The 26,546-nt window shown below is 60.9% G+C and carries 31 protein-coding genes and 1 pseudogene; 17 read left to right on the top strand and 15 right to left on the bottom strand.

The genetic code is table 11. From position 1 onward, the window contains the following. Positions 1–37: 37 nt before the first annotated feature. Both IB264_RS35555 and IB264_RS35550 read left to right on the top strand, forming a co-directional pair. Positions 38–238: pseudogene (locus tag IB264_RS35555) on the top strand (TetR/AcrR family transcriptional regulator); the annotation flags it as partial. 274 nt (positions 239–512) lie between these two features. After that, entirely contained in the window at positions 513–584 is a 72-nt protein-coding gene (locus IB264_RS35550; protein ID WP_354006113.1) for a hypothetical protein, read from the top strand. Positions 585–700: 116 nt separating this feature from the next. Here IB264_RS35550 and IB264_RS06210 read toward each other — a convergent pair whose 3' ends face one another. The 5 genes from IB264_RS06210 to gstA all read right to left on the bottom strand — a co-directional run bounded on the left by IB264_RS06210 (position 701) and on the right by gstA (position 4,869). After that, on the bottom strand, positions 701–1,228 hold the full coding sequence (locus IB264_RS06210; protein WP_025426297.1) for a DUF1697 domain-containing protein: 528 nt from the start codon (positions 1,226–1,228) through the stop codon (positions 701–703). 119 nt (positions 1,229–1,347) lie between these two features. Continuing rightward, a complete protein-coding gene (locus IB264_RS06205) occupies positions 1,348–3,456 on the bottom strand; it encodes a S9 family peptidase (protein WP_025426298.1) in 2,109 nt (702 codons plus the stop codon). 183 nt (positions 3,457–3,639) lie between these two features. Further along, positions 3,640–3,852, bottom strand: coding sequence for a 4-oxalocrotonate tautomerase family protein (locus IB264_RS06200; protein ID WP_025426299.1), 213 nt, complete (start codon positions 3,850–3,852; stop codon positions 3,640–3,642). Positions 3,853–3,862: 10 nt separating this feature from the next. Continuing rightward, positions 3,863–4,258, bottom strand: a complete 396-nt coding sequence (locus IB264_RS06195) for a nuclear transport factor 2 family protein (RefSeq protein WP_025426300.1) — start codon at positions 4,256–4,258, stop codon at positions 3,863–3,865. Further along, positions 4,255–4,869 carry a glutathione transferase GstA gene (gene gstA / locus IB264_RS06190; RefSeq protein ID WP_025426301.1) on the bottom strand — a complete coding sequence of 205 codons (615 nt, stop codon included), beginning with the start codon at positions 4,867–4,869 and terminating at the stop codon, positions 4,255–4,257. The genes IB264_RS06195 and gstA overlap by 4 nt, the downstream gene beginning before the upstream one ends. A gap of 135 nt (positions 4,870–5,004) precedes the next feature. On the opposite strand from gstA, the gene IB264_RS06185 reads away from it, so the two are divergent. Beyond that, entirely contained in the window at positions 5,005–5,403 is a 399-nt protein-coding gene (locus tag IB264_RS06185; RefSeq protein WP_025426302.1) for a helix-turn-helix domain-containing protein, read from the top strand. Between the two features lie 27 nt (positions 5,404–5,430). On the opposite strand, the gene IB264_RS06180 is transcribed toward IB264_RS06185, so the two are convergent. Then, positions 5,431–6,363 (bottom strand): LysR family transcriptional regulator, encoded by a 933-nt coding sequence (locus IB264_RS06180; protein WP_107026877.1) that lies wholly within the window; start codon positions 6,361–6,363, stop codon positions 5,431–5,433. A 138-nt stretch (positions 6,364–6,501) separates the two neighbouring features. Between IB264_RS06180 and IB264_RS06175 the strand changes: the two genes are divergently transcribed. Continuing rightward, a complete protein-coding gene (locus IB264_RS06175; RefSeq protein WP_025426304.1) occupies positions 6,502–6,774 on the top strand; it encodes a DUF2798 domain-containing protein in 273 nt (90 codons plus the stop codon). Between the two features lie 195 nt (positions 6,775–6,969). Further along, positions 6,970–7,731: a bifunctional 2-polyprenyl-6-hydroxyphenol methylase/3-demethylubiquinol 3-O-methyltransferase UbiG gene (locus IB264_RS06170; protein WP_225906455.1), complete on the top strand. Its 762-nt coding sequence runs from the start codon at positions 6,970–6,972 to the stop codon at positions 7,729–7,731. A gap of 61 nt (positions 7,732–7,792) precedes the next feature. Here IB264_RS06170 and IB264_RS06165 read toward each other — a convergent pair whose 3' ends face one another. Beyond that, positions 7,793–9,952: an inverse autotransporter beta-barrel domain-containing protein gene (locus tag IB264_RS06165; protein ID WP_025426306.1), complete on the bottom strand. Its 2,160-nt coding sequence runs from the start codon at positions 9,950–9,952 to the stop codon at positions 7,793–7,795. Positions 9,953–10,260: 308 nt separating this feature from the next. Further along, the gene (locus IB264_RS06160) at positions 10,261–11,148 is read right to left on the bottom strand and encodes a VOC family protein (protein ID WP_025426307.1); all 888 of its coding nucleotides are present in this window, start codon (positions 11,146–11,148) and stop codon (positions 10,261–10,263) included. A gap of 307 nt (positions 11,149–11,455) precedes the next feature. Between IB264_RS06160 and IB264_RS06155 the strand changes: the two genes are divergently transcribed. Both IB264_RS06155 and IB264_RS06150 read left to right on the top strand, forming a co-directional pair. Beyond that, positions 11,456–11,878: a universal stress protein gene (locus IB264_RS06155; protein WP_025426308.1), complete on the top strand. Its 423-nt coding sequence runs from the start codon at positions 11,456–11,458 to the stop codon at positions 11,876–11,878. Between the two features lie 65 nt (positions 11,879–11,943). Continuing rightward, positions 11,944–12,288, top strand: a complete 345-nt coding sequence (locus tag IB264_RS06150; protein ID WP_025426309.1) for a TraR/DksA C4-type zinc finger protein — start codon at positions 11,944–11,946, stop codon at positions 12,286–12,288. Between the two features lie 185 nt (positions 12,289–12,473). Here the strand turns inward: IB264_RS06150 and IB264_RS06145 are convergent, their stop codons facing one another. Beyond that, positions 12,474–12,929: a GNAT family N-acetyltransferase gene (locus tag IB264_RS06145; protein ID WP_025426310.1), complete on the bottom strand. Its 456-nt coding sequence runs from the start codon at positions 12,927–12,929 to the stop codon at positions 12,474–12,476. A 236-nt stretch (positions 12,930–13,165) separates the two neighbouring features. On the opposite strand from IB264_RS06145, the gene IB264_RS06140 reads away from it, so the two are divergent. After that, entirely contained in the window at positions 13,166–13,828 is a 663-nt protein-coding gene (locus IB264_RS06140) for a hemolysin III family protein (protein WP_025426311.1), read from the top strand. A 17-nt stretch (positions 13,829–13,845) separates the two neighbouring features. Here the strand turns inward: IB264_RS06140 and IB264_RS06135 are convergent, their stop codons facing one another. The 4 genes from IB264_RS06135 to IB264_RS06120 all read right to left on the bottom strand — a co-directional run bounded on the left by IB264_RS06135 (position 13,846) and on the right by IB264_RS06120 (position 17,148). Further along, on the bottom strand, positions 13,846–14,370 hold the full coding sequence (locus tag IB264_RS06135) for a hypothetical protein (RefSeq protein ID WP_025426312.1): 525 nt from the start codon (positions 14,368–14,370) through the stop codon (positions 13,846–13,848). Between the two features lie 114 nt (positions 14,371–14,484). Then, complete coding sequence (gene msrB / locus IB264_RS06130; RefSeq protein ID WP_025426313.1) at positions 14,485–14,892, bottom strand: peptide-methionine (R)-S-oxide reductase MsrB; 408 nt, start codon at positions 14,890–14,892, stop codon at positions 14,485–14,487. 215 nt (positions 14,893–15,107) lie between these two features. Then, complete coding sequence (locus IB264_RS06125; RefSeq protein WP_192433213.1) at positions 15,108–16,724, bottom strand: EAL domain-containing protein; 1,617 nt, start codon at positions 16,722–16,724, stop codon at positions 15,108–15,110. A gap of 124 nt (positions 16,725–16,848) precedes the next feature. Then, entirely contained in the window at positions 16,849–17,148 is a 300-nt protein-coding gene (locus IB264_RS06120) for a hypothetical protein (protein WP_057221497.1), read from the bottom strand. A gap of 202 nt (positions 17,149–17,350) precedes the next feature. Here IB264_RS06120 and IB264_RS06115 point away from each other — a divergent pair, with 202 nt between their 5' ends. From IB264_RS06115 to IB264_RS06075, 9 genes are all read left to right on the top strand, one after another. After that, positions 17,351–19,711 (top strand): putative monovalent cation/H+ antiporter subunit A, encoded by a 2,361-nt coding sequence (locus IB264_RS06115; protein ID WP_025426315.1) that lies wholly within the window; start codon positions 17,351–17,353, stop codon positions 19,709–19,711. Further along, complete coding sequence (locus IB264_RS06110; protein ID WP_025426316.1) at positions 19,708–20,127, top strand: Na(+)/H(+) antiporter subunit B; 420 nt, start codon at positions 19,708–19,710, stop codon at positions 20,125–20,127. Before IB264_RS06115 ends, IB264_RS06110 begins: the two co-directional genes overlap by 4 nt. Further along, positions 20,127–20,504, top strand: a complete 378-nt coding sequence (locus IB264_RS06105; protein WP_025426317.1) for a Na+/H+ antiporter subunit C — start codon at positions 20,127–20,129, stop codon at positions 20,502–20,504. The genes IB264_RS06110 and IB264_RS06105 overlap by 1 nt, the downstream gene beginning before the upstream one ends. Positions 20,505–20,511: 7 nt before the next feature. Beyond that, entirely contained in the window at positions 20,512–22,074 is a 1,563-nt protein-coding gene (locus IB264_RS06100; RefSeq protein ID WP_025426318.1) for a Na+/H+ antiporter subunit D, read from the top strand. Continuing rightward, positions 22,074–22,547 carry a Na+/H+ antiporter subunit E gene (locus IB264_RS06095; protein ID WP_025426319.1) on the top strand — a complete coding sequence of 158 codons (474 nt, stop codon included), beginning with the start codon at positions 22,074–22,076 and terminating at the stop codon, positions 22,545–22,547. Before IB264_RS06100 ends, IB264_RS06095 begins: the two co-directional genes overlap by 1 nt. Positions 22,548–22,549: 2 nt before the next feature. After that, entirely contained in the window at positions 22,550–22,927 is a 378-nt protein-coding gene (locus tag IB264_RS06090; RefSeq protein WP_371412233.1) for a cation:proton antiporter, read from the top strand. Between the two features lie 8 nt (positions 22,928–22,935). Further along, positions 22,936–23,286 (top strand): monovalent cation/H(+) antiporter subunit G, encoded by a 351-nt coding sequence (gene mnhG, locus IB264_RS06085; RefSeq protein ID WP_025426321.1) that lies wholly within the window; start codon positions 22,936–22,938, stop codon positions 23,284–23,286. A 405-nt stretch (positions 23,287–23,691) separates the two neighbouring features. Further along, positions 23,692–24,123 (top strand): MucR family transcriptional regulator, encoded by a 432-nt coding sequence (locus IB264_RS06080; protein ID WP_025426322.1) that lies wholly within the window; start codon positions 23,692–23,694, stop codon positions 24,121–24,123. A gap of 355 nt (positions 24,124–24,478) precedes the next feature. Beyond that, entirely contained in the window at positions 24,479–24,928 is a 450-nt protein-coding gene (locus IB264_RS06075; RefSeq protein ID WP_025426323.1) for a helix-turn-helix domain-containing protein, read from the top strand. A 159-nt stretch (positions 24,929–25,087) separates the two neighbouring features. Here IB264_RS06075 and IB264_RS06070 read toward each other — a convergent pair whose 3' ends face one another. Together IB264_RS06070 and IB264_RS06065 are read right to left on the bottom strand one after the other, a co-directional pair. Next, complete coding sequence (locus IB264_RS06070; RefSeq protein WP_025426324.1) at positions 25,088–25,510, bottom strand: SufE family protein; 423 nt, start codon at positions 25,508–25,510, stop codon at positions 25,088–25,090. Positions 25,511–25,805: 295 nt separating this feature from the next. Beyond that, positions 25,806–26,528: a hypothetical protein gene (locus IB264_RS06065; RefSeq protein WP_025426325.1), complete on the bottom strand. Its 723-nt coding sequence runs from the start codon at positions 26,526–26,528 to the stop codon at positions 25,806–25,808. Between the last annotated feature and the right edge of the window lie 18 nt (positions 26,529–26,546).

Raw genomic sequence — 26,546 nt, 5'->3', positions numbered from 1 at the left:
TGGTTGCGATTTGCCGCGGCATTGCTCGCTGGTCGCCATGTCATTGGTGGAAACTGTACCGAAGGTAGGGAAACGGCTAATGCGAAAGGGTGAGGAAACGCGCGCCAAGATTCTCGACGCCGCCGAAGTCTCGGTGCTGGCGAAGGGATTTGGCGGGACCTCGATCGATGAGTTGATCGCCGAGACCGGTATCACCAAGAGCGGTTTCTTCTACCATTTTCGCGACAAGAACGAGCTGGCGAAGGCGCTGCTCGAACGCTACGTTGAAAACGACGAGCGGATCTATGACGAGATCTTCAGCCGGGCGCGCGAGCTTGCGGACGATCCGCTCCAGGCGTTTCTGCTTGGCCTCAAGCTGTTGTCGGAACTGCTCTCCGATCTTCCGAACGGTCACCCCGGCTGCCTGGTTGCGGTGATCTGTAGCCACGAGCGTGCCTTCGACCGCGACATACAGGAGATCAATCGGCAAGCGGCGCTGATGTGGCGCCGCCGTTTCGGAGCGATGTTCCGCGATATCATGCAGGTCTACCGGCCACGTGAGCCGCTGGATGTCGACCAGCTTGCCGACATGGTCTCAACGGTGATCGAGGGTGGCATCATCCTGTCGAAGGCGCTGAAGGAGCCTAAGAACCTGCCCGCCCAGCTGCTGGTCTTCCGCACCTTTGTCCGGCTGCTGTTCCAGCCGGCAGCCCCGTGAGCATCAGTCTTTGTCGTCTTCCATGGTCTGCGCCATTTCGGCGAGCTTGCGCACCGTATTGAGGTTGCGCGCGGTGCCCGGCTTCAACGCCGGCAGCTTCAGCTTCGATCGCCCGGATCCACCAGGATAGTGCACATAGATTTCGTGCCCGGCGACCTGCACTTCCTCACCGTCGGGCGCGACAAGCCTGTCGAGCGCGTCCGCCGGCGCCGCATTCGGCAGGAAGACCACATGCAGCAGATTGGTCTTGGCGTCGGGGAAGGGGGCGTTCTCGGCAACCGTCTGCAGCTGCCTGGCGTTCTGGATCATCACGCCGGGCGCCTTGCCGAGCTTCTCGCCAAGCGCAGCATCGAGTTTTGCCGCCGCCTCCGGCGCCGGCAAATCGGAGCGGAACAGCACGTTGCCGCTCTGGATATAGGTCTTCACGTCGTTAAAGCCGAGCCCCTCGCAGATCGCTCTGAGGTCGGCCATCGCCAGCATGCCGGCCCCGCCGACATTGATGGCACGAAGGAGGGCGACGTGAACGGGCATGGTGCGTCTCCTCTTGCATGTTTCCTTAGATCGTATCCGACCTAAGGCTAAAACATGCAACCATTCAAAGTGCGACAGCGACTTTTGTGCGTCTGAAACGACGCACGGCGCTGTAGGTTTTACATTCTGCCGGCGACCTTGATGGCGAAGGCATACTCGAAGGCGATCTCTTCAAGTCGCTGGAAGCGGCCGGAGGCGCCGCCGTGGCCGGCGTCCATGTTGGTCTTCATCAGGATCGGCTCAACGCCCGTGGTCTTTTCGCGCAGGCGGGCGACCCATTTCGCCGGTTCCCAATAGGTCACGCGCGGGTCGGTCAAGCCGCCGAGCGCAAGGATTGCAGGGTAGGGTTTTGCCCCGACATTGTCGTAGGGCGAATAGCCGGCGATGATGTCGTAGAACTCAGGGCTGTCGATCGGATTGCCCCATTCCGGCCATTCCGGCGGGGTCAGCGGCAGGGTGTCGTCGAGCATGGTGTTGAGCACGTCGACGAAGGGCACCGCGGCGATGATGCCGGTGAATTTTTCCGGAGCCATGTTGGCGATGGCGCCCATCAGCATGCCGCCGGCCGATCCGCCTTCGGCGACGATGTTCGCGTAGGACGTGAACTTCTCCTGATTCAGATAGTCAGCGGCGGCGATGAAGTCCTTGAAGGTGTTGGTCTTCTTGGCCATCTTGCCGTCCTCATACCAGGAGAAGCCCCGGTCCTTGCCGCCGCGGATATGGGCGATGGCATAGACGAAGCCACGGTCGGCGAGCGACAGGCAGTTGGTATTGAAGCCGGCAGGAATGGTGATGCCATAAGCGCCGTAGCCATAGAGCAGGCACGGTGCCGAACCGTCGAGCGGCGTATCCTTACGATAAAGCAACGTCACCGGCACCTTCGTTCCATCCCAGGACGGCGCGAAGACGCGGCGGGTGACATAGTCGTCGGGATTGTGCCCTGATGGTACTTCCTGTGTCTTGAGCAGCGTGCGCTTACGCGTCGCCATGTCATAGTCGAAGAGCTGCGACGGCGTCGTCATCGACGAATAGGAAAAGCGGATGACGTCGGTGTCGTATTCGGCAGCGCCGGAGAGCCCAAGCGAATAGGCTTCCTCGGCAAAGGCGATCGCGTGCTCTTCGCCGGTCTTGCGGTCGCGGATGACGATTTCCGGCAGACCGTCGCGGCGCTGCAGCCAGACGAGGTGGCGGGCATAGGCCATGTGGCTGAGGATCAGCGTACCCGGCCTATGGGCCACGACCTCGCGCCAGTTCTCCTTGCCCGGTGCTTCCACCGGCGCTTCCATGATCTTGAAATCCTTGGCGCCGTCGGCATTGGTGAGGATGTAGAAGACGTCGCCGCCTTCGGTCATGGCATATTCGAGACCGATGACGCGACCGGCGACCAGCTTCGGCTCGGCCGTGAGATCCTTGGTCGAAAGCAGGCGATACTCGCTGGTCTCGTGGTCGTTGATGTCGATGTAGATGAAGTCGTCGAGGAGCGATCCGCCGACCGACATGAAGAAACCTGGGTCCTTTTCTTCATAGACCAGCCGATCGTCCGCCTGGGGCGTACCGAGCACGTGGTGGAAGATCTTCGACGGACGGTGGTTGTCGTCAAGCACGGTGTAGAAGAAGCTCTTGCCATCAGGCGCCCAGGCGCCGCCGCCGCCGGTGTTCTCGATCACGTCGGCAAGATCCTCGCCGGTCGAAAGGTCGCGCACCTTCAGCGTGAAATATTCCGATCCCTTGTCGTCGTACCCCCAAAGGCCGCGGCTGTGGTCGGTCGAGTGGTCGAGGCCCGCAAGGCGGAAATAGGACTTGCCTTCGGCTTCCTTGTCGCCGTCAAGCAGCACCTGCCGGATGGTCTCGTCCTTATTGTCGGCGTCGCGCGGGATGCGGAAGTAACGCGGCTGCTCGCCGCCGGTTACGTAGAGGCTGCCATAGGCAAAGGGGCCATCTTTCACCGGTATCGAACTGTCGTCTTCCTTGATGCGGCCGCGCATCTCGGCAAACAGCGTCTTCTGCAGCGCCTTGGTGTCGTCCATCGCCGCGTTCATGTAGGCGTTTTCGGCCTCCAGATGCTTGCGGATGTCAGGGTTGAGGATCGAGGGATCCTTGAACATTGCCTGCCAGTTGTCGTCCCGCAGCCAAGCGTAGTCGTCGGTGCGGGTGATGCCGTGGCGCGTATCGGTCACCGGCTTTTTCGCGGCGACGGGAGCTTCGGGCAGGTTCTTGAAAACGGACAAGGCGTGTCTCCGGGATTTATGCGGCGGGAGACAATGAGATAGAGAGCCCGGCTGCGACGATCAAGCGGAAAGGACTTCGCCGGTCGATGGTTCCTTCTCCCCATCGGTGGGGAGAAGGCAGTGGAACGCGACCGGGCAAGCGTTCGATCGTTCGCTGGGCAGACCCAAGGCAGTGAGGAACGACTAGCTCTTTGCTTTCAGTTGCTTTCGATATTCCTCCACCGGCAGGCCACCGACGCCCCAGTCTTCGAATGCCACCTCGTCGATGACGACGAAGGTGGTGGCCGGGTTCTTGTCGAGCACCGTGACGAGCAGGTCGGTGACGCCCTTGATGAGCGCCGCCTTCTGTTCGCTGGTCGCGCCTTCGCGGGTGATCTTGATGTTTACATAGGGCATTGCTGGCTCCTTAGCCTGGTTGTCGGATGTCGTAGTGAAAGACCTTGGCGATGATCTGCCAGCGTCCGTCAACGAAGATCAGCGACAGGAAGTCGGTGAACGCCTTCTCGCCGATTGCGCATTGTACCTTGGCGAAGGCCGTCACCGGGCCGGCAAATTCGATCGAGACGATCCTGTCTGCGCGCACCTCGCCACGGCTTGCCGGCGAGGGACGTTTGTCGACGATCGGGAAATACCTGTTCATGTCGAGTTCGAGCAGTTCTCCCCCAGTCGCGGTGGCGTAGTGGGCTTTCGGGTGAAAAACCTCGCGCAGGATCGCCGTGTCGCTGTGGTAGAGCCCGTCGAAGTAGCGCCCGAGCACATCGATGACGGCCGCAAAGTGCGGATCGTTGTGGGTGCCGCTCATGCCGCGATCAGCCCTTCGGCCTTCATGGCTGCCTGCACTGCCGGGCGCTCGCGAACACGCTGCATGTAGGCCGTCAGGTGCGGCCACGGGCTAAGCGAAATTCCGGTGACGCTGGTCCAATTGACGACGGTGAAGAGATAGGCGTCGGCAACGGAGAAGGCTTCGCCGAGCAGATGGGCGCGGCCATCGGAAAGCAGGGTTTCGACGTTGCCGAGCCGTTTGGAAACCTGCGCCGCGGCCGTCTCCTTGGCATCGACGCTTGCCGTCTTGCTGAACAGCGGCGAGAACGCCTTGTGCAGTTCGGAGGCGATGAAGTTCAGCTGCTCCTGCAGGCGGGTGCGTTCCAGCGTGCCGTTGGCAGGGGCAAGCCCGGCCTTCGGAAAGCGATCGGCAATGTACTGCACGACGGCCGCACCTTCGGTGACGACGTCGCCGGTTTCGAGCACCAGTGCCGGCACATAGCCCTTGGGGTTGACCGCCTTGAAATCGGCGCCGCTTTCGGTGAGGTGCGTCGCGGTATCGACCTTGACGATCTCGAACTCGACGCCCGCTTCGCGCAGGCTGATATGGGGCGAGAGCGAGCAGGCGCCGGGGGCGTAATAAAGCTTCATGGCCATGTTCCTTTTGCAATGATGGTCTCTGTCGAAGACGGCGGAACCTAAACCGAAGCGATAACTTTTGTATATGAGATTACTTTATGTTACCGACGTTTGCGGTTTCCCCACGGTAACTGGAGAATTTTGCCCATGAGCTTGAAAATTCGAAAGAATAGAGCTGCGGCATTGCCGCCGACCTGCCCGGTCGGGGAGTGCATGGTCATGCTTGGCGGCGCCTGGGCGCCCAACATCATCTGGTATCTGAGCGGCGGTCCACGCCGCTTCAGCGAACTCAAGATCGATATTCCCGGCATTTCGGCGAAGGTGCTGAGCACGCGCCTGAAGGATATGGAGGAAAAGGGTGCGATCGAACGGCGGATCATGCCGACATCGCCACCTTCGGTCGAATACAGGCTGAGCGATCTCGGTCAGGAATTCGTCCCGGCGATCCATGCGATCGTCGAAGTCGGTTACAAGCTCAAGCTTCGCCGCGAGGCAAAGCTTGCAAAGGAAGCCGCGCAGAATGTCGCCCAGGTAGAGCTCGCCTGACGGCGGGATGTTGCGCGATCGTGACGGCTACCACCGACCTTTGAGGGACTGCGCCGCATGCTCAATGAAGGCGCGAACCTTCGGCGTTTCCGCCTGGCGATCGACGAAGCAGGCATAGAAGTCGAAGGGCTCGTGGTCGGTGTTGGCAATGCCTTCGCGCGGTGCGCCGCCGAACAGCGGCACAAGCAGGCCGCGCGCAATCAGGTCCGTTGCGATGAAGGCACCGAGCCGCGTGATGCCGGCGCCGGCGATCGCCATTTCGGCAAGTGTGTCGATATCGTTGCTAACGATCGTTGCCTTCAGTTCCGGCTCAAAACGCAGTCCATCCCGCACGAAACCCCAGCGAAAGATTCGCCCGTGCCCGGCATAGCGGTAGACGAGGCAATGATGATGGATCAGGTCTTCCGGGTGCTCGGGCCGGCCGCGCCGCTCGATGTAGGACGGGGAGGCACAGATGACCATCGGCACCGAGGCAAGCTTGCGCGCAATCAGCCCAGGCTCCAGCTGCAGGCCGAAGCGCACGCTGATATCGATGCCCTCGCCGATGTGGTCGATCTCCCGATCTGTGACGACGAGTTCGATCGAGACCTCCGGATGGCGTGCGGCAAAGGATGGCACGAGAGGCGCCACCACATGACGGCCGAAGGCGACCGAGGACGCGATCTTCAGCGATCCCCGCGGCTCCTGGCTCAGCGATGCGACTGCAACGGCTGCGAGTTCGAGATCATGGACAACGCTGCGCACCCGGTCGAAATAGACCCGGCCGCTTTCCGTGAGGCCCAATTGCCGGGTCGTGCGGCTAAGCAGTCTGGCGCCGAGCGCCCGCTCCAGTCGGGCGATATTCTGGCTTGCCGAGGCCGGCGTGATGCCGAGTTTGCGCGCCGCCGCGGCGATACTGCCTTCCTCCACGCTTCGAACGAAACTCTCGATGCCGCGCAACGTATCCATAATGACATCCATCGACTGTGTATTCCCATTCGATGGTTTTGCCTAACTCTGAGCAAGGCTGCAATGGCCTACCTCCGCGCGACGTCATCCGTATAGTGCCGGCCATGCCGCTGGGATGGTCCCTGCGGGCAAGCTATGGAGATCCTCACCATGGAAGATACGATGCCACCGCCGCGGATCGCGCGCAGCCGCAAGCTGCCACCGCGGGCGGTGCCGATTACCTTTGCCTTCTTCATGTCGGCGATCATGGCGTTTCTGATGTGCTGCGTCATCGTCGGCGTAAACACCGGTATCGATGCCGGCTACCCCGGCCGTGTGCTCAGCACCTATGCGCTGGCGATGCCGGTCGCTTTCCTTTGCGTGCTGACAGTCCGCCCCTTCGTGCTAAAACTCGTCGGTGCCGTCTGCCGCATGCCTGGCTGAGCGTGCGGGTCCGTCCCGGATTTCCGGGGCGGCTGTCAAGTCAGAACTGTCGTCGGCTTGCCGCAGCCGATGGTGCCATGCGCGAAGCTCGTCGCATCACAAAAGCGATCGGCGTGACAATTGAACGACACCGCATCGGAGCATGCTGCTGTATAGGATAGGCGTTTCACTTTCTTCAGCAGTTTGGACGAATGCATGTTGAACAATTCTTACGGCAAGCTTGCCTCTCATGTTTATAATTTAGACAAATATATTGGAAAGTCCTTCGGCGACGTCGAGTATTATCTCGAGCGTTTGAACGAGTGTTCCGGCCCGATACTGGAACCGGCTGTCGGCAACGGTCGCGCGCTGATTCCGCTGCTTGAAGCCGGCCTTGACGTCAGAGGCTTCGACGCGTCGCCAGAAATGCTCGGCTATTGCCGGGCGCATTGCAAGGAACGCTCGCTGACACCGGCGCTATCGCAGCAGACTTTCGAGGCCTTTGCCCATGAGGAGCGCTTCGAGGCGATCGTCATTCCCGCCGGATCGCTGCAGCTGATCGCCGACCATGCCACGGCGATTGCGACCGTCAAACGTTTCCTAGACCATCTTCGGCCGGGCGGTCGCCTGATCTTCGACCTGTATCCGCATGATCTTTTCGCCGACACCCAGCCGAGCATCCGCAATTGGCAGACCGAGGCGGGCGACCTGCTGACGCTGACCAGCCAACGGGTCAAGGCCGACCTGATCGCCCAGACGACCGTGTCGCATCTGCGCTACGAACTCTGGTGCGAAGGCAAGCTGGCGTCGAGCGAGCTCGAATTCTTGACGATGCGCTGGTGGGGCGTGGAGGAAATGGCGCTGACCCTGCGTGCTGCCGGCTTCGTCGATCTCGTCGTTTCCGGCAATTACGACTTCGGCAGCGCGCCGAAGCATGGCGACGAGGTTGTCACCTTCGAGTGCCGCCGGCCGCGGTAGCCGACAGCGTTCTCCAGCAAAAGAAAGCCACGCCCCCACATGGAGGGCGTGGCCGCAAATGTTATCGGCAACGGCTTGCGGCGTTGCTCTGGTCAAGCGGCGAACCGTTCACGGTCAGCACCGAGCCGGGAGCCTGCGTGATGGTGCCGGGTGCCCAACCGGTGTCGAGCAGGCAATCCTTCGGTGTGTTGGTGACGCTGACATTGCCCTTTATGTCGGCAGCCGGGCCGGAGAAGTAGAGGCCCGCCGTACCGGCCTTGTCGACCGTCATGTTGTTGAGAACGATGTTGCTCGCGGCGCCGCCGAGGAACTCATAGTCGCTGCCGTAGATATAGGCGCCATAGGTGCCGGCATTGGTGACGGTGACGTCCTGCAGCGAAATGCCCGAGACCGGGTTGAAGAAGATGCCGGCGTTGCGCGTGCCGTCGATCTTCAGGCCCTTGACGTCGACATTGGTGGTCGTCGCATCGAGGTTCGGGCTGGAGATCAACATCAGGCCATTGATGCCGCCGGCGAGGCGCATGTCGTTGATCGCAACGTTCGACGTGCCCTGCAGCACCACCAGATCCATGTCGCGGTCCTGCTTGGAATTGTCGATCGTCACGCGGTCGAGTTGGATGTCCTTGCCGGCGACGAGCAGCACGCCTTCGCGACGAGAGTTGCTGATGGTGACGTTGTCGAGCTTGATATCTGTCGTGCCGGTGATTAGCTCGTATTCGGTGCGGCTGAGTTTCTTGAATTCGCCGCCGGCAAACACGCCATAGGTGACCTTGTCGATCGTCGTGTCGCGTACGGTCACGTTTGTGCTGCCGATCGCGCTGACGGCGGCATAGGGTGCCTTGTTGGGATTGTAGACCGAGAACTCGCAGGCTGTGTTGTTTTCGCAGATGAACAGGTCATGGATGCGGCTGTTCTCAACCACCGCGCCGTCGACGCGCGTGAAGCGAATGCCGTCATGATTGGTGGCGGAGATGTCGACATTGTCGATCGAGACGTTTCCAGCATCGGCTGCGGCGATGCCGGCGAGACCGCCGCGCACGGACAGCGACGCGATGCTGCTGCCGGACGCCATGGTGACGACGTCTTGTGCCGGATTGTATCCGGTGAGGGTCGTTGCCGCTCCGTGGTTGACGAAGGATGCGGTTGCTCCTCTCCTTGCGCCGCGCACCGCAATAGAGCCACCGCCACCGACAAGCGCCTGGCCGGAGCCGAGCGTCAGCGACTGGTTGAGACCGAGATTGCCATCGGCAAGGATGAGCGCATCGGCCCCGGCTGCGCCGATCAGAGCGTTGATCGAGGCCGCGTCGCCGTTCGCCGAGGAGATGTTGACGACCTTGCCGGGGTTGCGGCCGTTGGCAACGAATTGCGCCGCCTCGACATCGCCGGTTGGGCCGGCATGCGTGCGGATTTTGCTCGAGCGCTCGACACGCTGGACCATCGGGTCGAAGGCATCACTTGCCTTCGCCGTCGCCCCGAATGGGATGCGCAGGCGTGCCATGACGGCACCCTTGAGCTTGTCCTCATTGTCGTAGGTGCCGGTAACGCCGAGTGAGACGGTCGATCCCTCGGAAAGCCCGGGCAGGTTGGCGAAGGTCAGCTCCGCGCGCAGCTTGGCGCCGAACATGTCGTCGAGGTTCTTGCCGCCGTACCAGTAGCTGCCGCCGAAGACTTTCAGCTGGACGTCTGATCCTTCGTCGAAGACCGGAAGCCGCCGGCCGATTTCGGCGTCGAGCCCGCGCCGCCCGCGCTCCTTGCCTTCCTGGACGACGAGCACATGGTCGCGAACATAGGCGGCATTGAAGGCGCTCAGCGTCTTGGCGCCGGAAAGCGGCAGATAGAGATTGCTGCGCATTTCGAGGTCGCCGCTGAGCGCCTCGAGACCGAAGGATACCTGGCTGAACGAATTGCCGTACTCGCTCTTCAGATAGTCGTAGTAGCCATAGGCGCCGATGACCCACTGGTCATTGGCGCGGAAGCGGTAACCGGCGCCGATCGAGCCCTGCCGGACCTTATCGTTTTCTATCGTTCCGCGTGTATCGATGAAAATGGCGTTGCCGGAGTCGAGCACGAAAGGCAGGAAGAAGCCGCCACTGACAGCCGAACCGCCGCTGAAGAAACCGCCTTCGATTTCGGCCTGCGGCCTGAACTCCACAGCCAGGGCCGGGGACGAAAGCATCGTGGCGTCTGCAAGCGCAAACGCTAAAATAGTGTTGTATTTCATATTATTAACTCCGCATACACTGGGCGTGGCGACGCCCATGGCGGTGCGGTTAGATTATAAGACTATTTTACTCAAGTTTATTGATAGATTATCCAAAATCTTTCCAGCGGCGTGATGACGCAGGGCGCGCCAGTGCCGCGTGTTTACAATCCTGGCGATAATCTGGGAATTCGTCTCGGCTGCCGAATCCGCTCAGAAAGGCCCCGCCGCTCGGTCGAACTGGTCGTCCAGCAGAAATACGACCGCGTTGCGGAGTGAGCGACGCAGCGCAGTCGTGGCGGCGGTGGAGGAGGGGTCGCGAGGCGGCGTCAGGCTGCAAGCCTGAGGCCGATCCCCCAGGGATCGACGAGATTGTAAGCAGTGCCGTTTCGCTCGACCTGAATGCCCATCTCGTCGAGCTTGCCAACCGCCTTTGCAAGCTCTGCCGGATCCTTGAACTGGATCGTGTAGTCGGAGAGGCCGGTCATATTGTTCTCGCGCTTGGGCGCGCCGCGAGAGTTCCAGATGTTGGCCGCGACATGGTGGTGATATTTGCCCGAGCCGAAGAAGCTTGCGCCCGGGTAGCGCGCCATCAACCCGAGCCCCAGCACGTCCCGAAAGAACGCGTCTGCCTCGGGGATATCGGACACCTGCAGATGGATGTGCCCGATGCCGGTACCGTCGGCAAGCCCGTTCCAGTCGTCTTTCGGCGCCTCGTCATAGAGCGCCTGCAGGTTGAGCGGCAGCGTATCCATGCCGACGGTTCCGTCCGGCTTGAAGTTCCAATCGGTCCGCGGCCGATCACGATAGACCTCGATGCCGTTGCCTTCCGGGTCGGCGAGATAGATCGCTTCGCTGACGAGATGGTCGGACGCGCCCTGCAGGCGGACATTGTTATGGGCGGCATGGGCGAGCCAGCGTCCTAGTTCCTGACGGTTCGGAACGAGGAAAGCGGTATGAAAGAGACCAGGTGCGTTTCGTGGCGCCCTGGCGACATTGCCGGCCGTGGTCAGCGTCAACAGCGGCCGGGCGCCAACGCCCAGCGTCTCGCCGCTGGCGCTCGTCTCAAGCGGCTTAAGACCCATGATGCGCTGATACCACTGCGACACTGTCGCCAGATCCTCCACGACCAGATGCGAATGATCGACATGCGCCGGCATCGCCAATGCGTGATTGGCCGCAATGTCGATAGGCGGTGTGCTCTGGGTGGATATCATCTGTTGTCTCCTTGCGCGGCGAAACCGGTGGCCCTTTCGGGCCTCAGTTTCGTTGAAACTGCCCGGTGAATATGGGCCGAAGTCGGCGTTCACGGAAGACCGTCAGTCATTTGATGTTGTGTTCGATGAGCGTTGACAGTGGCCGTTGTCGCCCTAGCTCAATTACACAGGGCAATGCGATCGCGGCGCTTTCGATTTGATTTCAATCAATGCCGGAAGAACCGTCTGGGCTCAGTCTCGAATGCGTGGGATTTGCCCCCGCATTTCGGTGCCGGCGATCCGGGTAGGCAACGCAAAGGAGTGCAGCATGTACAAGAAGATCATCGTCCCTATTGCCATGGATCAGCTGGAGCATGGCGAGTCCGTGCTCGGCATTGCAGAAAAGCTGATCGATGAAGGGGGCGAGATTGTTCTGCTCAATGTCGTCGAGGATCTGAACGCCTATGCCCAGGGCTACATGATCGTCGATTTCCCGCTTGAGATGGTCGAGGAATCGCGCAAGCATGCGACGAAGACGCTGGAAGCGATGAAGGCCAAGCACGGAATCAATGGACGCATCGAGATCCGCACCGGCGGCGCGGCCGGCACGATCAATGCGCTCGCCCACGAAGAAAACGCCGACCTCGTCATCATTGCCTCGCACCGGCCGGGTCTCATTGACTATTTCATCGGATCGACCGCCAGCCGGGTCGTCAGCCATTGCCCCTGCGCCGTTCTCGTCGACCGGTGAGCCGCCAACAATCAAGAACAGGAGCGGGGCGCGCCCGAAGCGCCACGACTTCAAGGAGTCTTCCCATGGACAAGCTTGCGCTTGACGACTTTCGTGAACGGCTGAGCAGCCGCAAACGCGAACTCTACGGCCGACTGGTGAAGATCGAGCACGATCTCGATGAGCCGATGAATGCCGACGTGCCGGATCGGGTAACCGAACGGGAGAACGACGAGGTGCTGGAGGGCATTGGCCTTGCCGGTCAGGAGGAGATCCGTGGGATCGACGCGGCGCTCGACCGTATTGCGGCCGGCACCTTCGGAACCTGCGTGCGTTGCGGCCTACCGATTTCCGCAGAACGGCTCAATGCCGTGCCCCATGCGCCGCTCTGCCAGGAATGCGCCGCCGAGGTCGCCGCCGGCGCGAAGTGACGATGTTTTTCGGCGACTGTTACTTGCCCTAGAGGCTGCTTGCGATAGGCAGCCTCGCTGCTACGTCTTACAGCGCCGCGCGTCTTACTAGACGCGCAAAGGTCGCTGTAACACTTTGAATTGCTGCATGTTTTTATCCTTAAATCGAATAGGATTTAACGAAACATGCAGTAGGTGATCCGGACTTACCTGACGCTCGTCAGGTCGAGCTTCAATCTCGGCAAGAACCGTCCTGGTATAACAGAGGCGACCACTCCGTCATCGACCGCCCCCAGCCGGCGATAGAAATCGGCTGCGCCCGGGTCGGCATCGACAGTCATGACCTTCGCACCCTTGCGCAGCGCCGTTTCCACGCTCCATTCGAACAGGCGTCGGCCGATCCCGCCACCCAGCGCGGCCGGATCGACGAACAGCTTGTCGAGATCGGCGATCTCTCCGTGATACAGGACCTGCGCCATGCCGACGATATCGTCATCCTGAACGGCAATCTGGATATCCGACTGCATCCAGTCGTCCGCCGTCACCGTCAAGGCCGGGCGGCAGGCGGCCATGAAGGCCTCGTCATAGCCCCAGACGGCCTTTGATCTTAGGCAAAGCGCCGTCAGGATTGCTGCCTGTCCCGGCTCCGGCGTGCGCAGCAAAACTCTCCTTTGGACGTTGTTCTCCCGCCTCTGCGGACAATTTGGTCGCAACCCGTGCTGCAGACAAGGGACGTCCGTCTTCGCAATCACGTCATGTCTCTGTTGTAATGCGTTGCAAAAGTTGATGCTTTCGCCATCGTCGAGCACTTTGCCACGGCGCCAGGCTGTGGCAGGATAAGGCAAATAAGCAAGACGACCGCCGCCTGAGCGCGAAAGAAGGTCGGAAGCGGGGTAAAGTGGAATTCGCCGGCGTCAAGTGGAACTACGATCGATCGGAACTGATTGCCGATGGCATCGTGCACGGCGTCGGCCTTGCAGCGGCCCTCGTCGGCGTAACAGCACTTATCTTTTACGCGATGCTCTGGAGCACGACCGGCCAGCTTGCTGCCGCCGCGATCTATGGCGCGGGACTGCTGGCAACCTTGTCGATTTCGTTCCTCTACAACCTCTACCCGGTTTCGCGGACCAAATGGTTTCTGCGCCGTTTCGACCACTCGTCCATTTTCGTGCTGATCGCCGCCACCTACACGCCCTTCCTCCAGCGCGGCTGGGAGGATCCGTTCCTGTTTGCGATGTTGATTGGCATCTGGGCGATCGCCACCCTCGGCGTGGTGATCAAGTGCCTCTTCCCCGGCCGCTTCGACCGGCTTGCGATCCTGCTCTATCTCGCCATGGGCTGGAGCGGCGTGCTTGCGGTGGGGCCGTTATTGTCGGCACTCTCGGCGACAACGTTCGTGCTGATCCTGATCGGCGGCATCATCTATTCCGCCGGCGTGATTTTCCATGTCTGGGAAAAGCTGCGGTTCCAGAACGCCATCTGGCATTCCTTCGTCGTCACCGGCGCCGCAGTGCATTATTCGGCCGTCGTCAGCTGTCTGAGCGGCACGGCGATTTCCTGATCAAAAAATCCGGGCGCTCAGTTCGGGGCGGCTACGGGGGCTGCCGCCACTGGCGTCTGCTGGCAGCCTTCCGAGGGCCTCAGAGCCTCCGCCATCCGCGAGATGACGCCATCGAAGCTGGTCAACCGGCTCTTGCGGTACTGCAGACGGAAATAGGCGGCGCTGCCGTCGCAGAGTGCGATGGCGCGTGTGTAAAACACTTCCTCGCCGCGTACGCCCGAGAAACTGGCCCAGGCTGAGGTCACGCGTGAATAGGAAATCCGCCATTGGTCTTCCCGCTCGGTCGCCATGCGGTCGTTGACGTCGATCTCGAAATCGCCATCGACAAGTTCACTGCCAAAAACGGAGAGCGTGGCGCCGTTATCGTTGGCATGAAAGCTGACACCGTCGCCATTGTCGGCTTCACCTTGCACTTCGAAGCCCGGCGGAATGTCGAGAATATAGCCGAAGCGGGGATTGGCGTAGGCGTGCCAGTCATTGTCTGCCGCGGCCGGGCAAGCAGCCGAGAACAGAAGAACGAATGCAGCCAGAATGCGACGCATGCGGACCTCCTTCCGGCTTGCTTCGACGGTTTCACTATCAATAGCACATCCGTGCACGAACAGCTGTTTCTATTGGAACAGCGCTGAGCTTGCGAATGCTTCCGTCTGTTTGCGTCAATCCTCGGTAAACGTCATCGCGTGACCATTGAGACAGTAGCGCAGACCGGTCGGCGGCGGGCCGTCGGGAAAGACGTGTCCGAGATGGGCATCGCAGTCGGCGCAGCGGATTTCTGTGCGCACCATGAAGTGCGAACGGTCCTCGATCTCGCGGATCGCCTCGTCGTCGATCGCCGCGAAATAGCTCGGCCAGCCGCAACCGGAATCGAACTTGGTATCGGAGCGGAACAGCGCCCGGCCGCAGCAGACGCATTCATAGGTGCCCGCCTTCTTGTTGGCGAGGAACGGGCCGGTGAAAGGGCGCTCGGTGCCGTGCTCGCGGGTGATGCGGTACTGTTCGGGCGACAACTGCGCGCGCCACTCCGCTTCGCTCTTGATCACTTTCGCCGCCCTTGCGTCTCTCATCGAAGATCTCCCTGTGATTTTCGCGACTATATAGGATCGGCGGTGACGCGCCGCAAATCACGCTCGCGTGCCGATATGGGTGCGCATCGGCGCCAACGAGGCTGCAGCCTATCTCGACAGCCTCGTCGTGTGACCGCGACCGTCAGTTTGGCCGATCAGCGTGCCTTCGCGCCGCAATCGCAACGGATTGATCGTGGACTGGCCGGGCGCCGTTTTCAATCGCCGCCGACGGCCGGCGGCACCTCGGGAATATCTCGTCGGATCACGGTTGGGCCGGCACCGTGAACACGTTTGCTGTCGTTGTAGAATGCGATGAACTCGGGCGCTGGTAGGGCCTTGGAATAGAGCCAGCCCTGGCCGTATTGCACGCCGCGCGCGAGCAGATAGTCCGCCTGCTCCTGTCGTTCGATGCCTTCGGCGACGATGTAGAGGTTCAGCGATTTGGCGATGTCGATGATGTGCGGAGTAACGGCGCTGGTCGCCGAGACGAGACCCACCGTATCGATAAACGACTTGTCGATCTTCAATGCGTCGAGCGGCAGGTCCTGGATATATTGCAGGCTGGAATAGCCGGTGCCGAAATCGTCGATCGCTACCGAATGGCCGAGCCGACGGGCTTCCTCGATCGTTGCGCGGGCGGATTTCACGTCCATGAAACCGCGTTCGGTCGCCTCGAGCCAGATCTGCTCGGTGAGGACGCCGGAGTTTGCAAGCGCCGCCTGGATAACCGGCAGGACGCGCCCGGACTTGATGTCGTCGGCCGACAGATTGATGGCGATGTGTAGCGAGCGGTCGGCGACAAGGACCGGCCCGAGATCCTTGATAACCCTGCCGATGACCTGATCGGTAATGGCCTGGATCAGGCCGCTTTCCTCTGCGAGCGGGATAAAGGTATCGGGCCTGACCAGCGAACCGTCGGGTCTGCGCCAACGGACCAGCGCTTCCGCGCCGACGCAGATGCCGGTCTTCATCTCGATGAGCGGCTGGTAGTGCACGATGAATTCGCGGCGTTGCACGGCGATCGAGAGTTCGCCGAGCGGCGACAGACGCCGCCGCGACAGCCAGAAGACGAGGCCGACCATTAGCGCAGCGACGATCGCGCCGAGCGGCAGGAGCAGTAGCCGTTCGCGGCCGAGATCTTTCAGCAGCAACGCCCGTGACGATGTTGCAATGGCAATCCAGCCGGAGCCGGTCGCGGTGGCAAACAGATTGTCCGCATCGGTGCCGGTCTGCGTATGCTCGATCAGCCGCTTGATCAACGATGCATCCGGGTTGTTCAATTCGCTGACGAGGGTGCCGGTATCGCTGGCGATCGCAAGGCGCGTATCCGGGGTGGCGAGCACGTCGACGAGCCGAGCCGGATCGGTCAGCACGCTGTAGGATCGGTACCGGAATCCCAGCATCGCCCGACCGTTGCTGATCGTCGGATGAACCCGGGCCGACACGCCGATGCCGCTGGCTGTGGTGAAGTCGACTTGCCCGCGGCCGACGCTCGTTTCCGGCTTGCCCCAGGAGGAGCATTTGAGCGCATCGCCCTCGAAGTAACCGATATCCTCGACGGAGCGCGTGTTGACAACCAGAGCGCGCATCGCCGCGATATGTTGCTGGGAGCAGGGCGTGAAGCTGAATTGGTCGGCAGACTTGAGCGCGGATGTTGCTTCGCCGAACGCCGTATTGGTACGCATGATCGCATATTCGGCAAGGCGGCTGAGGCGGGTCTCCTCTCTGCTGGTGGCGACTGACCAGGAGAGATAGAACGCGGCGACGATCGGAAGGATGGCGCCCAGCGCCGCAAGTACACTGGTCACCGCCACAATGTGAGACCGTTCCAAGCCAGACCTCGCAGGTTCAAGAGAAACGCCGTGCAATTCGGTGCATCAGTCAATCAGCGATAACGAACGATCTACAGCGCCGCGCGTCTTGTTAGACGCGCAAAGGTCGCTGTAGCACTTTGAATTACAGCATGCCACGCCCGGCGGGAAGCATGAAATGGCGCTGAAGCCCCTGAAAATTCAAATGCTTGCCTATCTTCAACTTATCGAGGAAAGGGCGTTGGCCTTCGGTCGAAGTCGGCATCTGTGCCGCTGCGTATCTTATATCGGAGATACCATCCAATCGCGACGAATTACCAGATACAGCGCGTTTCATGCCATCGATACCACTGGATGTTGCTAACAACACTTTAATCGCATGCGCAGGCCGATCGGCGGCGATGACCGGTGTTGTGCGGACGTGTATGCCAAGGCGATGTCGCATCGGATGATTTTGCCTTGTCGGTCAAACGTGACCACCAATCTCACGAGAAAACTGGAGATTTTCCGGGCATTTGCCGGACTTAACAGCGCATAACGTCGATTTTACCCGATTTACCCTTGAGGCGCCTTTACCCTTCTTTTATGTCGGGTGTTCGTTCGTTCGTCGATCAATCAATCAAAGCGCAAAGGAGCTGGCCCGGACGATGGATGTTGCGGCCCTGACATTGCTGGCTCTTGCTCTCCCTTTCGTCGCGGCACTCGTCGCGCCGCTCCTGACCCGACTCCTTGGGCATAACGCGGCCTGGATCCTGGCGCTTTTTCCTGCCGCGATCGTCCTGCACTTCATGGGCTTTTGGCCGGAAGTCTCTCGTGGCGAAGTCGTCACCGGCGGCTATGAGTGGATTCCGTCGTTCAATGTCAGTTTCTCCTGGCTGATCGATGGCCTGTCCCTGACCTTCGTGCTTTTGATTGCCGGTATCGGCGCGTTGATCGTGCTCTATTCCGGGGGCTACCTGAAGGGCCACCCCCAGCAGGGGCGGTTCTTCTCGTTCATCCTGATGTTCATGGGATCGATGCTCGGGCTCGTCGTGTCCGACAGTTTCCTGATGCTCTTCGTTTTCTGGGAGCTGACCTCGATCACCTCGTTCCTGCTGATCGGCTTCGACCATTCGCGCGAAGCCGCCCGGCGCGCCGCCCTGCAGGCGTTGGTGGTCACCGGGGGAGGCGGGCTGTTTCTGCTCGCGGGCCTGTTGATCATCTGGAATGTCACCGGTGTCACCCAGCTTTCGTTGTTGACGTCTTTCGGTCCGGAGATGCGCGAGAGCCCGTTCTATCTCGCCGCGTTGCTGTTGGTGCTCGGTGGCGCCTTTACCAAGTCTGCCCAGTTTCCGTTCCATTTCTGGCTGCCCAACGCGATGGAAGCGCCGACACCCGTTTCGGCCTATCTGCATTCCGCAACGATGGTTAAGGCCGGTGTCTATCTGTTGATGCGCCTCAACCCGGTGCTCGGCGGAACGCCGGAATGGCAGATGCTGTTGCCGCTCTTCGGCGGCACCACGCTCATCATCGGCGCGGTTCTCGCTTGTCGCCAGACTGACCTGAAGCTGATGCTCGCCTACACCACCATGGCATCTCTCGGCCTGCTCGTGATGCTGACCGGTCTCGGTTTTCCGCATGCCATCGAGGCGGCGGCGCTCTATCTGGTGGCGCATTCGCTGTTCAAGGGCGCGCTGTTCATGGTCGCCGGCATTATCGACCACGAAACCGGCACGCGCGATGTCACAAAGCTCGGCGGACTGCGCTCCGCCATGCTGCTGACGTTCGTGATCGCACTTGCCGCAGCACTTTCCATGGGCGGCCTGCCGCCGTTTTTCGGTTTCCTCGCCAAGGAGGAGATCTACTACGCGCTGCCTAGTTTTGACCGGCGCGCGATGGTTTTCGCTTCACTTGCCATCCTCGGCAATGCGCTGATGTTTGCCGTCGCTTTCGCCGTCGCGCTCAAGCCCTTCATCGGCGCAAAGATCGAAACGCCGAAGTCGCCGCATGAGGCGCCGCTGCTTCTCTGGCTCGGGCCTGCACTCCTGGCTGCCAAGGGACTGTCGGCTGCCCTGTTGTCCAACCTCACCCACGAGCTTGTGTCGACACCGATGGCGACGGCGATTGCCGGCGAGCCCAGGCAGATCACGATCTCGGCGATCCCCGATATCGGCATGCCGCTGGTGTTGTCCTTTGCCACCATCGCTCTGGGCATTGTCTGCTATCTCAACCTCGCCCGCTTGCGTGCCTTCATCGCGACCATCCTGAGTGACATCGGCTGGGGGCCGGATCGCGGTTTCGATCAGTTCATGCGAAACCTCGTGCGCTTTTCCGTCGCGCTGACCCGCCGGCTGCAGTCAGGTCGCCTTGAAGTCTATATGACGGCGACCTTCGTGCTGGTGGCCGCCGTGCTCCTGGGCGCGCCGATCTACTATGGCGAATTGCCGCGCGCACCGTTCTTTGCGGGCGACGTGCCGCTGCATGAGCTCGCGATCATGGCGATCGCCGTCATCGGGCTCTTCGCTGTCGTTCTCGCCGCCGACCGGCTGACCGCGATCGTCTCGCTCGGCATTCAGGGCTTTGCAGTCGCCGTCATCTTCCTGCTTTACGGTGCGCCGGATCTCGCCTTTACCCAGTTCATGATCGAGACCCTTTCGGTCGTGGTGCTTGCGCTGGTGATGACGCGGTTGAGGCTCTCGCCCTCCGATCATCGGCCGCTCGGCCAGAGACTTCCTGATTTCACCATCGCGCTCGCCTGCGGCATCGGTTTCGGGCTTATGCTGCTGAAGGTGACCGGCGTGCCCTTCGATGCCTCGTTGACCGATTTCTTCAATCTCTATTCGAAGACGGTTGCGCATGGCGCCAATGTCGTCAACGTCATCATCGTCGATTTCCGCGGCACTGATACGCTCGGCGAGATTGCCGTCGTCATGGTGACGGGTCTCGCCATCCTGTCTCTCGTTCGCCTCAGGGCCGGCTCGCTGCGGCGCATCGCCGATAATGACCCGGACGCGGAGGACGGCGCATGAGATCGGTGATCTTCCGTGCCGTTGCGCCGTTTCTGACCAGCCTGATGGTGCTGTTTTCGATCTTCGTCCTGTTGCGCGGCCACAACGAGCCGGGTGGCGGCTTCATCGGCGGGCTGATCGCCGTGTCGGCGCTGGCGATCTACGGTATCGCCTGCGGCGTGGAGACGGTACGTCGCGCCATTTATTTCCATCCGATGGCGATTGCCGGCGCCGGCCTCTTCGCTGCCACCATCGCCGGCCTGATCTCGATGGCTGCGCGCGTGCCGTTCATGACCGGGCTTTGGATCTATCCTTCCTTGCTTGGCGTGGAGGTGCCGCTGTCGACGGTGATGCTGTTCGATGGTGGCGTCTATCTCGTCGTCGTCGGCGCCATCAGCTCGATCGCCCTGTCGCTCGAAGAGCGGGGAGGTGAATGATGGAGGCATGGTTCGCGCTGCTCGTCGGCATCTTCTTTACCGTTGCCATCTACCTGTTGCTGTCGAAATACATCATTCGCGTTCTTTTGGGCGTGGCGGTCCTCGGCAATGCCGTCAACCTTTTGATCTTCACCGGTGGCCGGTTGACGCGCGGCGTGCCGCCCGTCATTCCGGAGGGCGCCGATACGCTCGCAGGGCCGGCGGCGAATGCGCTGCCGCAGGCTCTCATCCTGACGGCGATCGTCATCTCCTTCTCTTTCTTTGCTTTCCTGCTGGTCCTGGCCTGGCGCGCCTACGAGGATCTTTCGACCGACAACACCGACGAGATGCGCGTCGCCGAGCCGGAAGAAGAGCCGGCTCCGCCGCTTGGATACTGACCGACCCATGGCCGTTTCGACTTCACCTCCCGCCGATCTCTCCGCTGCCCTCGTTCTCGAGCCGGTTGCGGCTGCCGACTGGCTGGTGATCCTTCCGGTTGCCTGGTGCCTGGCGATCGGCGCGCTGCTGGTCATGCTGCGCCGTCCGATCGGCCTGCACCCGTTCGTCGCGGTGGCCGGGCTTGCCGGTCTGGTGGTGATCGACGGGCTGCTGCTTCAACACGTGATCGCCAGCGGCCCGGTGACGATGGTCATGGGGCGCTGGCTGCCGCCTTTCGGGATAGCCTTTACCGTCGATCTGACCGGCGCGCTCTTTGCGCTTGCGGCCTCCATCGTCGCGCTTGCCGGCGGCATCTACTCGCTTGCCGATATCAACGACAGCGGCCGGCGATACGGCTTCTATCCCTTCCTGATGCTGTTGATGGCGGGCGTCTCCGGTGCATTTCTGACCGGCGACGTCTTCAATCTCTATGTCTGGTTCGAGGTGCTGCTGATCTCGTCCTTCGGCCTGATCGTGCTCGGCTCCGAGCGCGAGCAGATCGACGGCGCGGTGAAATACGGTTTCCTCAACCTCGTCGCGACGACGCTTTTCCTGATCACCACCGGTTATCTCTACGCAAGCTTCGGCACGCTCAACATGGCCGATATTGCCCGCAAGGCGGAGGGCCTGCGCGGCACCGCGCCGCTGATGACGCTGACGGCCTTGTTCCTTTTGGCCTTCGGCATGAAGGCTGCGGCATTCCCCGTCAATTTCTGGCTCCCGGCGTCCTATCATACGCCGCGTGTCGTCGTGTCCGCGCTCTTTGCTGGTCTGCTGACCAAGGTCGGGATCTACGCTCTGATCCGTGTGACGGTGATGCTGTTGCCGTTGGAACGGGAAGAACTCAGTTTCGTCATCGCGGCGGTCGGCGCCCTGACGATGCTGGTCGGTGTGTTCGGGGCGCTGGCGCAGTCGGATTTCCGTCGCATGCTCGGTTATCTCGTGATCTCCGGCATCGGCTCGATCCTCGCCGGCATCGCCGTTGGCGGGCCGGGTGGCATCGGCGGCGCGATCTTCTATGCGCTGCATTCGATGCTTGTGATGACGGCGCTTTACTTTGCTTCCGGCGTGGCAGCGAAACTCGGCGGCAGCTTCTCGTTGTCCTCGCTTGCCGGTCTTTACCGCCGCCATGTCGGTTTCGCTGCGATCAGCCTGATGCTTGCCTTTGCCGTGTCCGGCCTGCCGCCGTTCTCGGGCTTCTGGCCGAAGGTCATGCTGGTCAAGGCCGCACTCGACATTGGCGCCTGGTGGCTTGCCGCAGTGCTGCTCGTCACCGGTTTCCTCACGACGATCGCCACCGGTCGTTTCTTCCTGCTTGCCTATTGGCGGGACACGGCAGACGGGCAGGCGGCAACGGCCGAGACGCAGATCCCGGCCGCCATTCTTCTGCCGCTTGCGGCGCTGACGATGCTGACGCTCGCGATCGGCCTTTATCCCGAGCCGCTGCTTGCAACGATCCAGAATGCTGCCGCCGGGCTTTCGGAACCGTCGAGCTATCTGAACTCGGTCTTCCCGGGAGCCGCCCGATGATCAAGTTCCTTTGGATCAATCTGATCTTCACTGCGATCTGGGCTGCAATCAGCGGCAGTCTCAGCGTGCCGAACCTGTTGCTCGGCTTTGCAGTCGGCGCGCTATCCCTGTGGCTGATCCGGCGCGAATTGCAGCCTGTTGCCTATCCGGTTCGACCGCTGAAGATCCTGCTGCTGACCGCATTGTTCTTCAAAGAGCTGGCAGTCTCGGCGACCAAGGTCGCTCTCTTGGTCGTTCAGCCGAAAATGCGGCTGAAGCCGGGCATCTTCTCCTACCCGCTGACGATCAAGAGCGACTTCGAGATTGCGTTGCTTGCCAACCTGATCACGCTGACGCCCGGCACGCTTTCGGTCGACGTCTCCGAGGATCGCAAGACCCTCTATGTGCACGCGCTTGATTGTGCGGACCCCGGTGGCCTCAGGCGCGATCTTGCCAACGGCTTCGAGCGTCGGATCAAGGAGGCCTTCGAATGACGATGCCGGAGCAGATACTCAGCGGCGCCACCGTCTTCGCGCTCGCGCTCTTGTCACTGGCGCTGCTGGTGACCGTGTGGCGCATCATCCGCGGCCCAACACTGCCCGATCGGGTCCTGGGCCTCGATATGCTCGTGGCGATCGCCATAGGCCTGATTGCGGTCGTTGCCATCCGCACCGGCTTCAATCTCTATATCGATATCGCCATCGCCCTTGGACTGGTCGGCTTTCTCGCAACCGTCGCCTTTGCCCGCTTTGTTCTGGCGCGCGGTCTCTCGCCGGAGAAGGCGAGCCCGGAGCAGGCTGCGGCCGGTGCCGGAAAGCGAGGTCGGACGCCGCAGGCGAAAGTTGCCCGACGCAAACGCAAAGGGGGACGCTGATAGAACCGATGTTTGAGGCCATCATTACGCTTTCTGTTGCTGTCCTGCTTGTCGGCGGCGCCACCTTTTCCCTGCTGGCGGCAATCGGCATCGTGCGCTTTCCCGACCTCTACACCCGCATGCATGCGGCCTCCAAGGCGGGCACCGTCGGTTCGGGCCTGCTGCTTCTGGCCGCGGGACTGCACTCGCTCGACGTGGCAATATTGTTTCGGGCGCTGGCGGGCTTCTTCTTCTTCGTACTGACCGCTCCGATTTCTGCCCATCTCTTGGCAAAGGCTGCTCATCAGGCGGGTTACAGGCTGGCGAAACAGTCGGTCATAGATCAGCTTCCGCAAAAGGAAGAGCCGCGCCGGCATTGAACGGCAACGTTTCTGATTTTGTATTTCAGAACATTCCGATAGAGCGCCGCCGCGTCAGCAATTTCGAAATAAAGTTGCTAGCGGCGGGCAAATTTATGTTTGGAATTTTCGCTGATCAATGTTAATCGAGTAAATGTAAAGTGTCGTTGTGAAAAATACTTAGAGCTGAAATTCCAGCTTGAGTTGTGAATATTGGCTGTTGCTTTGAGAGGTTGGTTGTTCCAGCGACTCGGCAATAGGTTTCGTGATCAAAATTCCAACTCTTGATATTGCGGCAAGAATTTGTCCTTGCTGTACGATTGATGGTCTATCCCAAGGCAGCGAAGGCTTCCCGACGGCATTTGCACGTATTCCTCTCCCTGAAACATGTTTCGGGCTTGTGCTGTATTCCGATAGGAGAAAGAAATGACTGAAACAACGCTTGGCGCGAGCCATGAACTTCTGGTTGAGCTGACGGCTGAGATCGTGTCCGCTTACGTCAGCAACCATGTCGTTCCGGCTGCCGAGCTCTCCACGCTGATCGCCGACGTCCATTTGGCTCTCAACAACACGGCGGCACCTACGCCGGTCGTGGTCCCCGTTGAAAAACCGAAGCCGGCCGTATCGGTCCGCAAATCCGTGCAGGACGATCAGATCACCTGCCTGGAATGCGGCGGTACCTTCAAGTCGCTGAAGCGCCACCTGATGACGCATCACAGCCTGTCGCCGGAAGAATATCGCGAGAAGTGGGATCTGCCGACCGACTACCCGATGGTTGCTCCTGCCTATGCCGAAGCACGTTCGCGGCTCGCCAAGGAAATGGGTCTCGGCCAGCGTCGCAAGCGTCGCGGCAAGTAAGCTGACCTGCCGCCCATCGCCACGACCGCGCCCTGCGCCGGTCTGGTTCGAGGGGCGGAGCGTAACTGAACACACAAAGGCCGGGCTGTCGCCCGGCCTTTGTGTGTTCAGCTTGGGAAAATGCGCCTATTCGCGACGCTACAGCGCCGCGCGTCTTATTAGACGCGCAAAGGTCGCTGTGGCACTTTGAATTGCTGCATGTTCTTATCCTTGAATCGGATACGATTTAAGGAAACATGCAGTAGGCTGTAGCTGCAACTGGACGCAAAAGGGGCGGGAAAGTGTGCAAAAAATTTCCTTATTCCCCTCCCGAGAAATGGATATATGAATTAATTCCTATTGAAGGGGTTTTCATATGTCCTTTATCGAAGCCGACGGCCGAAACGAATTTTCATCCGGGACGGTCCATCATCTCAAGACGGCCGCGTTGACGGCAGGGCAGGTTGCTGCAGTGAAGCGCGGGCAGGGCGGCGCGCGTGAGATGTCGACGCGGTTGACCTGCCGCCTCGTGCAAAATCTGACGGCCGAAGCGGTGCATCTTGCCGCAGACCGGATACCGCTTCTTCGTGATAGGAGACGCGCCAAATGCCATGTGCGCCAGATCGCCATGTATGTCTGCCATGTCGTCCTGCAAATATCGCAAGGCGATATCGCCAACGCTTTCGAGCGAGACCGGACGACCGTCCGGCATGCCTGCTCCGTCATCGAGGATCGACGGGATGCTGCCGATTTCGATGCGTTCATAGAGACGATCGAGCGCCTGGTGTCATCTGCGTTCACCGCACAAGCGGAGCGGGGTGAATAGCTGTTCGCCAGGCATTCGGCCGGTAGCGATTGGCCGGCACGGATCCTCAGGCATTGTCAGCGTCAAAATGGCTGCGTCGCGCAACGCTTGTGGTGCCGGGCGACGCTCACATTCGCGCAAGTTCGGCGATTGTGTGAATGCATGGGGACGGCCGCGATCTCAGGCGGCGAGGCGGGTCTCGGCTTCGTTCTTGATCCGCCGGATCATCGAGCGCAGGCCGTTCGCCCGTTGCGTCGACAGATGTTCGATCAGGCCGATCTTGCTGAAAGTAACGATGGCATCCAGCCTGGAAATCTCGGAGGCACGCTTGCCGGAATAGATCGTAAGCACAATGGCGACCAGTCCGCGCACGATGTGGGCGTCGGACTCGCCTTCGAAGAGCAATACCGGATCTTCCGGGTCGCCGGTCGCCTGGGTGGCGAGCCAGACCTGGCTGGCGCAGCCTTGCACCTTGTTCTCACTGGTGCGCTTGGCGTCCGGCATCTCGGGCAGGGCCTTGCCGAGTTCGATCACATAGCGGTAGCGATCCTCCCATTCGTCCAGGAAGGCGAAGTCGTCGATGATCTGGTCAAGCGTGGTCATGGTCCGGTCCGTTTGTCGACACCGTCAGGCGGCGCGCTTGTCCGCCCGAGGTCAGTGCCTCTGCTCCGATCCCCAGCAGTCCTTACGGTGCCGGGATCGTTGTGACCCTCATATAGGTGATGGTAGCACAGATGAGAACCGCGAATTGCCAACTCGGACGCATCAGAGTTCGATTCGGGCGAGGATCTACAGCGCCGCGCGTCTTATTAGACGCGCAAAGGTCGCTGTAGCACTTTGAATTGCTGCCTGTTGTTATCCTCAAATCGAATGGGATTTAAGGAAACATGCAGTAGCGCTAGATCGAAACGCTTGTAGGAATTGCGATGGCACCGGCAGCCGCGCCGACTGTTGAATCCAGAGATGCAATCGAGGTGGTGAGGGAGGCGCTTGCTTTCCTGGCGTCGTCCGCGTCGCTGCCAGCGCCCTCAGCGCGCAGATCCTGCTCCGCTTTCCTCAGCAATTGCTTGAGCTGTTCGGCAAGTGCCTTGAACTCTGCAACCGTCCTCGCATCGGAGTTTTCCTCCGAACTCCCGGAGCTGAATTCGCGGTAGGCGCGTTCGGCAAGGGACGATGGCTCTGTCTTGTCGGCGCTGTTGCCTTCTTCGCCGCCGGCATTCGCCATCTCGTCGGCATTCACTTCCATCGCCGCCGATGCAACCGTTGTTGCTGCGGATGCGGCACCGGCCGCCGTGTCGCCACCGGCCAGGCCGGACGAGCCGCCACCGGCGAATTGCTGTGCGGCCGCGCCAAGCTGCTGGGCCAACTGTTTTGCAAGCCTTGCAAGCGTCTCCGGGTCCGAGGCCCAGAACCGCAGCATCTGCATCTGCTCCTTCAACTCGTCCAATTTCTTCTTGGCAATGGCCTTGCGGTTGGCGGCGGTCTCATCGTCCGTACGCAAAAGATTGAGAAGGGAAGATCTGCTCTTTTGCTCCAGCGGCGCCACGTCGGTGCCCGCTTGCGATCCGGCCGCGGGGACACGCGTTGCGCTCGCATTTGAAAAGAACCCGTATATCTGCATCGGGGCAGTCTCCGCTGA

The sequence above is a fragment of the Ensifer sp. ENS11 genome (assembly GCF_014851895.1).
In the GTDB taxonomy this organism is placed as follows: domain Bacteria; phylum Pseudomonadota; class Alphaproteobacteria; order Rhizobiales; family Rhizobiaceae; genus Ensifer; species Ensifer canadensis.
Note: the sequence above shows the minus strand (reverse complement) of the source record. Positions and strands in the feature narration are given on the sequence as shown.

Bases quoted from the DNA above. Each gene is read 5' to 3' on its own strand.
- IB264_RS06070 (WP_025426324.1), bottom strand. From the start codon at position 25,510: ATGACCACGCTTGACCAGATCATCGACGACTTCGCCTTCCTGGACGAA.
- IB264_RS06110 (WP_025426316.1), top strand. From the start codon at position 19,708: ATGAGATCGGTGATCTTCCGTGCCGTTGCGCCGTTTCTGACCAGCCTG.
- IB264_RS06170 (WP_225906455.1), top strand. From the start codon at position 6,970: ATGTTGAACAATTCTTACGGCAAGCTTGCCTCTCATGTTTATAATTTA.
- IB264_RS06175 (WP_025426304.1), top strand. From the start codon at position 6,502: ATGGAAGATACGATGCCACCGCCGCGGATCGCGCGCAGCCGCAAGCTG.
- IB264_RS06090 (WP_371412233.1), top strand. From the start codon at position 22,550: ATGCCGGAGCAGATACTCAGCGGCGCCACCGTCTTCGCGCTCGCGCTC.
- IB264_RS06155 (WP_025426308.1), top strand. From the start codon at position 11,456: ATGTACAAGAAGATCATCGTCCCTATTGCCATGGATCAGCTGGAGCAT.
- IB264_RS06120 (WP_057221497.1), bottom strand. From the start codon at position 17,148: ATGCGACATCGCCTTGGCATACACGTCCGCACAACACCGGTCATCGCC.
- IB264_RS06165 (WP_025426306.1), bottom strand. From the start codon at position 9,952: ATGAAATACAACACTATTTTAGCGTTTGCGCTTGCAGACGCCACGATG.
- IB264_RS06065 (WP_025426325.1), bottom strand. From the start codon at position 26,528: ATGCAGATATACGGGTTCTTTTCAAATGCGAGCGCAACGCGTGTCCCC.
- IB264_RS06180 (WP_107026877.1), bottom strand. From the start codon at position 6,363: ATGGATGTCATTATGGATACGTTGCGCGGCATCGAGAGTTTCGTTCGA.
- msrB (WP_025426313.1), bottom strand. From the start codon at position 14,892: ATGAGAGACGCAAGGGCGGCGAAAGTGATCAAGAGCGAAGCGGAGTGG.
- IB264_RS06105 (WP_025426317.1), top strand. From the start codon at position 20,127: ATGGAGGCATGGTTCGCGCTGCTCGTCGGCATCTTCTTTACCGTTGCC.
- IB264_RS06080 (WP_025426322.1), top strand. From the start codon at position 23,692: ATGACTGAAACAACGCTTGGCGCGAGCCATGAACTTCTGGTTGAGCTG.
- IB264_RS06150 (WP_025426309.1), top strand. From the start codon at position 11,944: ATGGACAAGCTTGCGCTTGACGACTTTCGTGAACGGCTGAGCAGCCGC.
- IB264_RS06135 (WP_025426312.1), bottom strand. From the start codon at position 14,370: ATGCGTCGCATTCTGGCTGCATTCGTTCTTCTGTTCTCGGCTGCTTGC.
- IB264_RS06075 (WP_025426323.1), top strand. From the start codon at position 24,479: ATGTCCTTTATCGAAGCCGACGGCCGAAACGAATTTTCATCCGGGACG.
- IB264_RS06115 (WP_025426315.1), top strand. From the start codon at position 17,351: ATGGATGTTGCGGCCCTGACATTGCTGGCTCTTGCTCTCCCTTTCGTC.
- IB264_RS06200 (WP_025426299.1), bottom strand. From the start codon at position 3,852: ATGCCCTATGTAAACATCAAGATCACCCGCGAAGGCGCGACCAGCGAA.
- IB264_RS06195 (WP_025426300.1), bottom strand. From the start codon at position 4,258: ATGAGCGGCACCCACAACGATCCGCACTTTGCGGCCGTCATCGATGTG.
- IB264_RS06210 (WP_025426297.1), bottom strand. From the start codon at position 1,228: ATGCCCGTTCACGTCGCCCTCCTTCGTGCCATCAATGTCGGCGGGGCC.
- gstA (WP_025426301.1), bottom strand. From the start codon at position 4,869: ATGAAGCTTTATTACGCCCCCGGCGCCTGCTCGCTCTCGCCCCATATC.
- mnhG (WP_025426321.1), top strand. From the start codon at position 22,936: ATGTTTGAGGCCATCATTACGCTTTCTGTTGCTGTCCTGCTTGTCGGC.
- IB264_RS06160 (WP_025426307.1), bottom strand. From the start codon at position 11,148: ATGATATCCACCCAGAGCACACCGCCTATCGACATTGCGGCCAATCAC.
- IB264_RS06185 (WP_025426302.1), top strand. From the start codon at position 5,005: ATGAGCTTGAAAATTCGAAAGAATAGAGCTGCGGCATTGCCGCCGACC.
- IB264_RS06100 (WP_025426318.1), top strand. From the start codon at position 20,512: ATGGCCGTTTCGACTTCACCTCCCGCCGATCTCTCCGCTGCCCTCGTT.